Below are 7,638 nucleotides of genomic sequence, written 5' to 3'. Positions count from 1 at the left end.
ACCATGCCGAAGGCGAGGACGGCCAGCATGCGCCAGTTGGCGACCAGCCGCTCCCAGACCAGGGGTCCGATTCCCGCAAAGCCCCGCATGTGTGGCACTCGCGAGTCTAGCAGAGGCGGCATCGGCGGTCAGGCGCGCGGGGCAGGCGAAAGGCGCTGCGCCCCTGATGCGCTTCCTGTTAACATCCGGCCGTGGCCGACGCCGTCCGCATCCTCGTGCTTTTCGACTCCCGCGGCGGCCTTACGGAGCAACTCGCGGAGGCCGTGGCCGCCGGCATACGCGAGGTCCCGGGCGCCGAGGCTATGTACCACCGCATTCACGAGTCGACGCCGCAAGTCCTGCTCGAGACTGACGCGGTCATAATCGGGTCGCCGAACTGGAGCGGCATGACCGGCAAGCTCAAGGACTGGTTCGATTACTCAGGCGACCTGTGGCAGACGGGCGAACTTGCCGGCAAACCAGGCGCGGCCTTTGCCGCCGGGTATTCGCGCTCGGCGGGGATCGAGGCGACCCTGCTTCAGCTCGTCCACCTGCTTCTGTCACACGGGATGCTGGTGGTGGGCCTGCCCTGGACGGACGCGATGCGAACCTCCGGATCCTACTACGGCGCGACAGCGCACGGCTCGGTGACGGAGGAAGACCGGGCTCAAGCCCGGGCGCTGGGACGCCGCGTAGCCGAGGTGGCGCTGCGGCTCCGGCGCGGAGAAGCCGCGCCAGGCGTCAGGTGATCTGCCGCCGGGCCGGCGGGTCGCTAGCCGGAAACGACTCCCAGGACGCCTCGTTGACTTCGTGGGCCTCGACTTCGGGCGGCGGCCCGTGCTCCAGGCTGCCACCGCGGTCGTTTTGCGCCGGAGCTTCCTCCGCCGCGCTCGGCTCGAGGCGCACGTTAGTCGCCGTCGGGTTCGCCGCCTCCGCCGGCGACGACTCGGCCGGCGCGAAGCTGACCGCCGTGCCGGGCGCAAGTTCGTCGAGGGCCACTTCTTCCAGCGCGCCCTCCTGGAAGTAGTACTCACGCCCGTCCTCGGCATTCAGAAAGCCGAAGCGACCCTGCAGGATGACTCTGCTGACCGTTCCACGCATTGGCTCACCCCTTTGTCCCCCTCTGACCTTAGGGCGGGCAGCGTGCCGGTGGTGTCAAAGCGCGCAGCAAAGGCTTAAGAAGTGGTTACGGTCACGTATCAGCGCCCATCCCCATCCGGTGCCCGCAGAGGTCCGCGGCGCTTCGACGCCTGGGCGCGCCGCCGCTCCCCGGCTTATCCTTGACGGAAACTCTGACAGGAGTCCTCGATGCCGAGCGCGCGAGTGAATGGCGTGGAACTTGCCTTCGAAGAGGCGGGGAGCGGCTTTCCCCTGGTCTGGTGTCACGAGTTCGCGGGGTCGATGGAGAGCTGGGAGCCGCAGGTCCACTTCTTCGCCCGCCGCTACCGCGTGATCACGTACAACGCCCGCGGCTATCCCTCTTCGGAAGTGCCCGCCGACCCCGAGGCCTATAGCCAGGACATAGCAGTCGAGGACCTTTACCAGCTGCTGCGACACCTCGGAGTCGACCAGGCGCACGTCGGCGGCCTCTCGATGGGAGGCGCGACCGCCCTGCACTTCGGCATTCGTCACCCGGAGATGGCCCGAGCCCTCATCGTCGCGGCTGCGGGAAGCGGCAGCACGAACCCGGAGCAATTCCGCGATGGCTGCCTTGCGCTTGCCAGGCGGCTGGAGGCCGAAGGGATGGCCGCCTTGAGTGATTACGCGCTGGGGCCTTCACGCCTGCAACTGAAGCGAAAGGACCCGCTTGGCTACCAGCAGTTCGTCGACCAGCTCATGCGTCACTCGGCGCGGGGAAGCGCCAACACCATGCGCGGCGTCCAGGCGGCACGCCCGCCGATCTTCGCCTGGGAGAAGGAGTTGCAGGCCCTGCGCGCGCCGGCGCTCATCCTCGTCGGCGATGAGGATGCCGCCTGCGTGGAGCCGGCGCTGTTCATGAAACGGCACATTCCCTCCTCCGGGCTAGCCTTCCTGCCCCAGAGCGGACACGCCATCAACCTGGAGGAGCCAGACCTGTTCAACCGGCTGGTGCTGGACTTCCTGACCGCCGCCGAAGCAGGCAAGTGGGCGACGCGCGCGTAAGGCGCCCCGGAACGCTAGGTGGCCTTCTTTGCCGCCGGTACGAAGCGCATCGAGAGCGAGTTCACGCAGTGGCGAGTCTGCTTCGGAGTGAAGCCCTCGCCCAGGAAGACGTGGCCCAGGTGGCCGCCACAGTTGGCGCACTCTATCTCCGTGCGCACCCCATCGGGGTCCGGCAGGCGCTTGACTGCGCCGGGAATCTCGTCGTCGAAGGCCGGCCAGCCGCAGCGGGCGTCGAACTTGTCTTCGGAGCGGTACAGGGGCGCGTTGCAGCGGCGGCAAATGTAGACGCCCTCCTCGAAGTGGTCCTCGTACTCGCCCGAGAAGGGCGGCTCCGTCCCCTTGAACTCGATCACGTAGCGCTCGACGGGCGTCAGCTCGTTATATGTCGGCTTCTCCATCGCTCCCTCCATCAGGCATGTACCGGCTGGCGGGCCCGGGCATGCGCAAGCCGGCGTTCGATGCGCTCCCCGACCTCGTCGAGGCCCCACCCCTTCGCGGCTGAGATAAGCAGCGCGTCCGAGACGTCTTCCGGGCCGGGCGAGCGCCCGACCACCGCGGCTACGAGCGCCTGCAGATCTTCGGGCGGGCCGCCAGGGCCGCCCGGCGAGACCAGGTCGACCTTGTTGAAAGCGATAATCCGCGGCTTTTCGCCCAGGTCGAGCTCGCGCAACGTCTGCTCGACCGACTCGAATTGCTCGGCAGCGTTCGGGTGTGTTATGTCGACCACGTGCAGTAGCACGTCGGCATCGGCAAGCTCCTCGAGGGTGGCCCGGAACGCGGCCACGAGCTGAGTAGGCAGCTTCTGGATGAAGCCGACCGTGTCGGTGAGGAGCGCCTGTTCGCCGGAGGGCAGGCGGATTCGGCGCGTCACGGGGTCGAGCGTCGCAAAGAGGAGGTCTTCCGTGAACACGTCGGCGCCGGAGAGGGCGCGCATCAGGGTGCTCTTGCCGGCGTTCGTGTAGCCCACGAGGGCGACGACGGGCACCCCCTGTCTGGCGCGGCGGCGCCGGTACAGCGACCGCTGCGTCCGGACCTCATCGATTTGACGGCGCAGGCGGGTTATACGGTTGCGGACAAGGCGGCGGTCAGTTTCGAGCTGAGTCTCCCCGGGCCCCCTGGTCCCGATGCGGCCCTCGAGGCGTTCCAGGTGGCTCCACTGGCCGGCCAGCCGGGGCAGGAGGTACTGGCTCTGCGCCAGGTCGACCTGAAGACGAGCCTCCTTCGTCTGCGCGCGGCGGGCAAATATGTCGATGATCAGCGCCGTCCGGTCGAGGACCTTTACTGATAGCGCCTTCTCGAGATTGCGTTGCTGGGACGGGCTCAGCTCGTCATCGAAGAGGACCATCGTGTAGCCGGCCTCAGCGCGCGCCCTGATGATCTCTTCGAGCTTGCCCTTCCCGATGTAATGGGCCGGGTTCGGCGACTCCAGCCGCTGCACGGCGCGGCCAACCACCTCGGCGCCGGCGGTGTGCGCAAGCAATGCGAGCTCGTCCAGCGAGTCCTCGGCGCTCAGCCCTCCGCGCCGCTCTCGCAGGTCCACTGCTACGAGGTACGCGCGCTCCTGTGGCGGCTCCGTCGATACGGTGCGGTCCCTTCGCTCGGACAAATGGCCTCCTGTCGTACGATTCAATTCTACCGGAGGCAGCCCGACCTAGGTCTCATCCCCGCCGTCCAGAGTCAAGGACTCGCGGGCATACGACGCGATGCTTTCGGGGCGAAGGCGAGAGGGATGGGTGCGCGACAGCCGTCGACCGGCGCCGCCGCCCGGATGTGCCACGGCTACTTGGCGCCGCGGCCCCACTCCTTGATCCGGCGCACGCCCTCCTCGAGCTGATCGTCCGGGATCGTCAGTGAGAGGCGGACGAAGCCCTCGCCGTACCGTCCGTAGCCCGTCCCCTGCGTCATGACGACGCCAATGTCGTCGATCATGCGGGCGGCAAACTCGACCGACGTGTAACCCTCGGGCACGCGGGCCCAGACGTAGAGGCTGGCCTTGGGCGCTTCGACGCGCATGCCGATGGAGCGGAGCGCGTCCACGACCTTGTCTCGCCGGCGCTGGTAGATGGCGTTGTGCTCGTCGATGCAGTCCTGCGGCCCCTCCAGGGCAGCTATCGCCATGCGCTGGATGGCCTGGGGGATCCCGGAGTCAATGTTGCTCTTGACCCGCATGAGGGCGTCGATCAGCGTGTGGTTACCGACGGCCATTCCGATGCGCCACCCTGTCATGTTGTAGCTCTTGGAGAGCGAGTGGAACTCGATGCCGACGTCCATCGCTCCCTCGGCCTGAAGGAAGCTAACGGGCTTGTAGCCGTCGTAGGCGACCTCGCTGTAGGGCCCGTCGTGACAGATGGCTATGTCGTACCGCTTCGCGAAGCGGACCGCCTCCTCGAAGAAGTCGAGGCCGGCGACGGCGCCCGTCGGGTTGTTGGGGTAGTTCAGCCACAGCACCTTGGCCCGCCGCGCGATGTCCTCCGGGATCGCGGAGAAGTCCGGCAGGAAGCCGTCCTCCTCCCGCAGGGGCATGTAGTGCACATCCCCGCCGGCGAAGAGGGTGCCGGTGGTGTAAACGGGGTAGCCGGGGTCTGGCACCAGGGCCACGTCGCCCGGGTCCACCAGGCAGAGCGCCACGTGGGCTATGCCCTCCTTGGAGCCGATGAGAGGCTGTACCTCCCTGTCAGGGTCGAGGCGGACGCCAAAGCGGCGTTCGTACCAGTTGGCGACCGCTCGGCGCAGTTCAGGCAGTCCTTCGGACTCCGGATAGCGGTGATTCACGGGGTCGGCGGCGGCCTCGTACATCGCCTGCATGATGTGCGGCGGTGTCGGGATATCCGGGTCGCCGATGCCGAAGGAGATGATGTCGACGCCAGCGGCCCTCTTGGCCGCGATCTTCTTGCTGATCTCGGCGAAGAGGTACGGTGGCAGCTTCTCGACGCGTTTTGCCAGTCTCATTCAGGGCTCCACTTCACTTCATAGAGGCGCACGGGGTCCTCGAAGCCGGCTAGGTCGAACAGGCCCCGGTCCCCGAACTCAAACCCGCGCCCGCTGACCAGCTGCCGCACCACGTCTGTCGCCAGGATCTCGCCGCCCTTCGCCTGCGCCGCGCAGCGCGACGCCATGATCACGGCCGTGCCGTAGAGCTCGCCTCCTTCGGCAATGGGCTCGCCGGCATTCAGGCCAACGCGGACTCGGAGCTTTATCGGGCCGCGGCTGTAGTCGTGGAAGGCCTTCTGGAGCGCGACGGCGCACTGCAGCGCCCTCTGCGCCGAACCGAAGGTTGCCAGGAAGCCGTCGCCCATGGTCTTGATCTCGCTGCCGCCGTGCGCCCTCAGGGCCTCGCGCGTGATGCGCTCGTGGTCCCGGAGCATCTGGCGGCCGCGCTCATCGCCAAGACTGCGCATCATCGCCGTGTGGCCCTCGATGTCGGTGAAGAGGATGGTTCGGAGGCTCGTCGCCGCTCGTTGAGGCCCGGCCCTGCCCTCGCCCAGGAAGTCGAGGATCGCGTTGACCACCGAGTCGACGTCTCCCCAGTAAGGGGCGATGGACTCCCCTTCGAGCAGGGCTAGCCGCGCGTCAGGGATACGGGCCGCGAGATTGCGCGCCAGTTCGATGTCCATCCAGCTGATCCCTCGCCGCTGCATGACGAGGGTCGGCGTCTTGACCTGATCGAGCACATCGCGTGCGTCGAACTCCGCGGCCGCGTCGAACAGGGCCATTACGCCGTCAGGTGTGTTTGCTTCGCGGATGAAGCGGGCGAAGTTCTGGGCCGGCTGCGTCGCGTTCCAGCCCAGGAGGACGTGCGCCGCCGTCTGGGCGTAGACCTCCCAGTCCTGCTGGATCAGGGACCGCGTGGCCGTGACCACCGGCGACGACATCTCCGCTGCCGCGGCGTAAGTGCACCAGAGGAGCAGGTGGGAGAGCCTTTCGGGGTGTCGCGCCGCGTAGTGGAGGGCCGCCGGGCCAGGGTGGTAGGCGGCGAGCAGGGCGAAGCGCTCGAGGTTGAGCCTGCTGACGACCGCATCCAGGTCCATCAGGAGCGTCTCGAGCGAGTACTTGATCGCGCGTCGGTCCGAGAGGCCGGTGCCGCGGCCGTCGTAGCGGACCACCAGCCGGCGCTCGGCGATGCGCTCATAGAAGGCGCGCCACTCCGGTATCTGCCACTCGAACTCGATGTGGCTCATCGGCATCGAGGGCATGATGACCAGCGGCTGGCCCTCGCCGATCGTCCAGAAGGCGATGTTCACGCCGTCGGCTGTGCGCGTGTACTGGACTCGCGGCTCCACCAGACGATTGTACCGATGTGCGCCCCTGGGGCGAGTCTCTCCAGAGCGCAGGGCAGGCTGGCAAGGCAGGAGGAGCGGACAGAGGCCAGAGCCAGCCGGGGACAATCAGCAGAGGACCTCGGGAAGACGAGAGACCCGGTGCGCCCCTAGCGCCAGTCGCCGAACTTGATGATCGTGCCGTGGGCCTTTCGCTCCGCGAGCTTGGCTTCCACCTCCGCCTTGTCGACGGAGCGCGTCAGGTACAGGCCCGCCTCACCCGGTGTGAACCCGAGCTCCTTGAGGGCCGTAAGCTCGGCGCTGTCGTCGACACCGCAGCGCTTGCGGACCCTGCGGCCGCCGTTGTTCCTCAGCCAGGCGACGGCCCAGGCGAAGATGTCCTTGCGCGCGTGCGCGGCCTCGTCCTTGATCAGCGCCAGGTCGATGACGCCCCAGCCGCCAGGCTCCGTCCGCAGCGCCAGGAGGCCGGCTGCCGGTCCGCCCGGCTTGGGCCGCAGGACTCGGACGAGCTTCGCGTTTTCTCGCAGCCTCTTCACCCCGTTCGGCGTCAGGGGCGTCCGTCCGGTGACTTCCGCCTCCACCTGCGCGATTTCCTTGTCGTCTGCTTCCACCAGGCTGTAGTCACCGGCTTCGGGGCCCGGTTCGTCCTGCTGCGGTACGGCGACCAGGTTCATTTCGACCCACTGCTCGCCCTCCTCGAGCCCCACCGACCAGAACACCGTGTCCGCCGTCATCCGGTTGGGCCGGTCGCGGAAAGCGAGGACCATGCCCCGAGGCGCCTCTTTCTTGTCCGTTGCCGCAGAGAGCTTCTCCAGCATCGCCGGGAAGCGGTCCACGAACATCTCGATGTCCGGGTAGGCGTAGTTCACCTCCAGGAAGTCCATCAACGGCAGGCCGATGACGGCAGCCTCGCCCTCCGTCACGACGAGCTGCGGGCGGTTTGCCTTCACCCAGTCGTACTGGGCCTCGCTGAGCGAGACGCTCTTTACGGGGTTCTTCAGGAGCCTCTGGTACGGCCCCGCATTGGCCATCGGGTCCAGTCTGCGTAGCTGCATTGTTGCCCCCTTGAAGCGGCCGGCCTCAACTGTCCGGCCAGTCGCCGCTGTAAATGTACTCGGCAGGGCCGGTGAGGAAGACATGGCCTCTGCCGTCCCACTCCAGCACTAACACGCCGCCGGGCTCCTTGACCTCGACCCGTCCATCGACGAGGCCGTGAAGCCGCGCCGCCACCATGATCGCG

General features: G+C 67.6%; 8 protein-coding genes. 2 read left to right on the top strand and 6 right to left on the bottom strand.

From position 1 onward, the window contains the following. Positions 1-191: 191 nt before the first annotated feature. Positions 192-728, top strand: coding sequence for an NAD(P)H-dependent oxidoreductase (locus VNN10_01265; GenBank protein HXH20627.1), 537 nt, complete (start codon positions 192-194; stop codon positions 726-728). Here VNN10_01265 and VNN10_01260 read toward each other — a convergent pair. After that, positions 721-1,080, bottom strand: a complete 360-nt coding sequence (locus VNN10_01260; GenBank protein ID HXH20626.1) for a hypothetical protein — start codon at positions 1,078-1,080, stop codon at positions 721-723. The genes VNN10_01265 and VNN10_01260 overlap by 8 nt on opposite strands. A gap of 207 nt (positions 1,081-1,287) precedes the next feature. On the opposite strand from VNN10_01260, the gene VNN10_01255 reads away from it, so the two are divergent. After that, complete coding sequence (locus VNN10_01255; GenBank protein ID HXH20625.1) at positions 1,288-2,121, top strand: alpha/beta hydrolase; 834 nt, start codon at positions 1,288-1,290, stop codon at positions 2,119-2,121. A gap of 14 nt (positions 2,122-2,135) precedes the next feature. Here the strand turns inward: VNN10_01255 and VNN10_01250 are convergent, their stop codons facing one another. The 5 genes from VNN10_01250 to VNN10_01230 form a co-directional block, all read right to left on the bottom strand. Then, positions 2,136-2,519 (bottom strand): methionine-R-sulfoxide reductase, encoded by a 384-nt coding sequence (locus VNN10_01250; GenBank protein ID HXH20624.1) that lies wholly within the window; start codon positions 2,517-2,519, stop codon positions 2,136-2,138. Between the two features lie 11 nt (positions 2,520-2,530). After that, positions 2,531-3,727, bottom strand: a complete 1,197-nt coding sequence (gene hflX / locus VNN10_01245) for a GTPase HflX (GenBank protein ID HXH20623.1) — start codon at positions 3,725-3,727, stop codon at positions 2,531-2,533. 173 nt (positions 3,728-3,900) lie between these two features. Beyond that, the gene (locus VNN10_01240) at positions 3,901-5,070 is read right to left on the bottom strand and encodes an LL-diaminopimelate aminotransferase (protein ID HXH20622.1); all 1,170 of its coding nucleotides are present in this window, start codon (positions 5,068-5,070) and stop codon (positions 3,901-3,903) included. Next, the gene (locus tag VNN10_01235) at positions 5,067-6,401 is read right to left on the bottom strand and encodes an adenylate/guanylate cyclase domain-containing protein (GenBank protein HXH20621.1); all 1,335 of its coding nucleotides are present in this window, start codon (positions 6,399-6,401) and stop codon (positions 5,067-5,069) included. The genes VNN10_01240 and VNN10_01235 overlap by 4 nt, the downstream gene beginning before the upstream one ends. Before the next feature lie 146 nt (positions 6,402-6,547). Beyond that, the gene (locus VNN10_01230) at positions 6,548-7,453 is read right to left on the bottom strand and encodes a hypothetical protein (GenBank protein ID HXH20620.1); all 906 of its coding nucleotides are present in this window, start codon (positions 7,451-7,453) and stop codon (positions 6,548-6,550) included. Positions 7,454-7,638: the final 185 nt, after the last annotated feature.

This window comes from Dehalococcoidia bacterium, from assembly GCA_035574915.1.
Classification (GTDB): Bacteria; Chloroflexota; Dehalococcoidia; order DSTF01; family WHTK01; genus DATLYJ01.
This window is presented reverse-complemented; position numbering and strand designations above follow the sequence as displayed.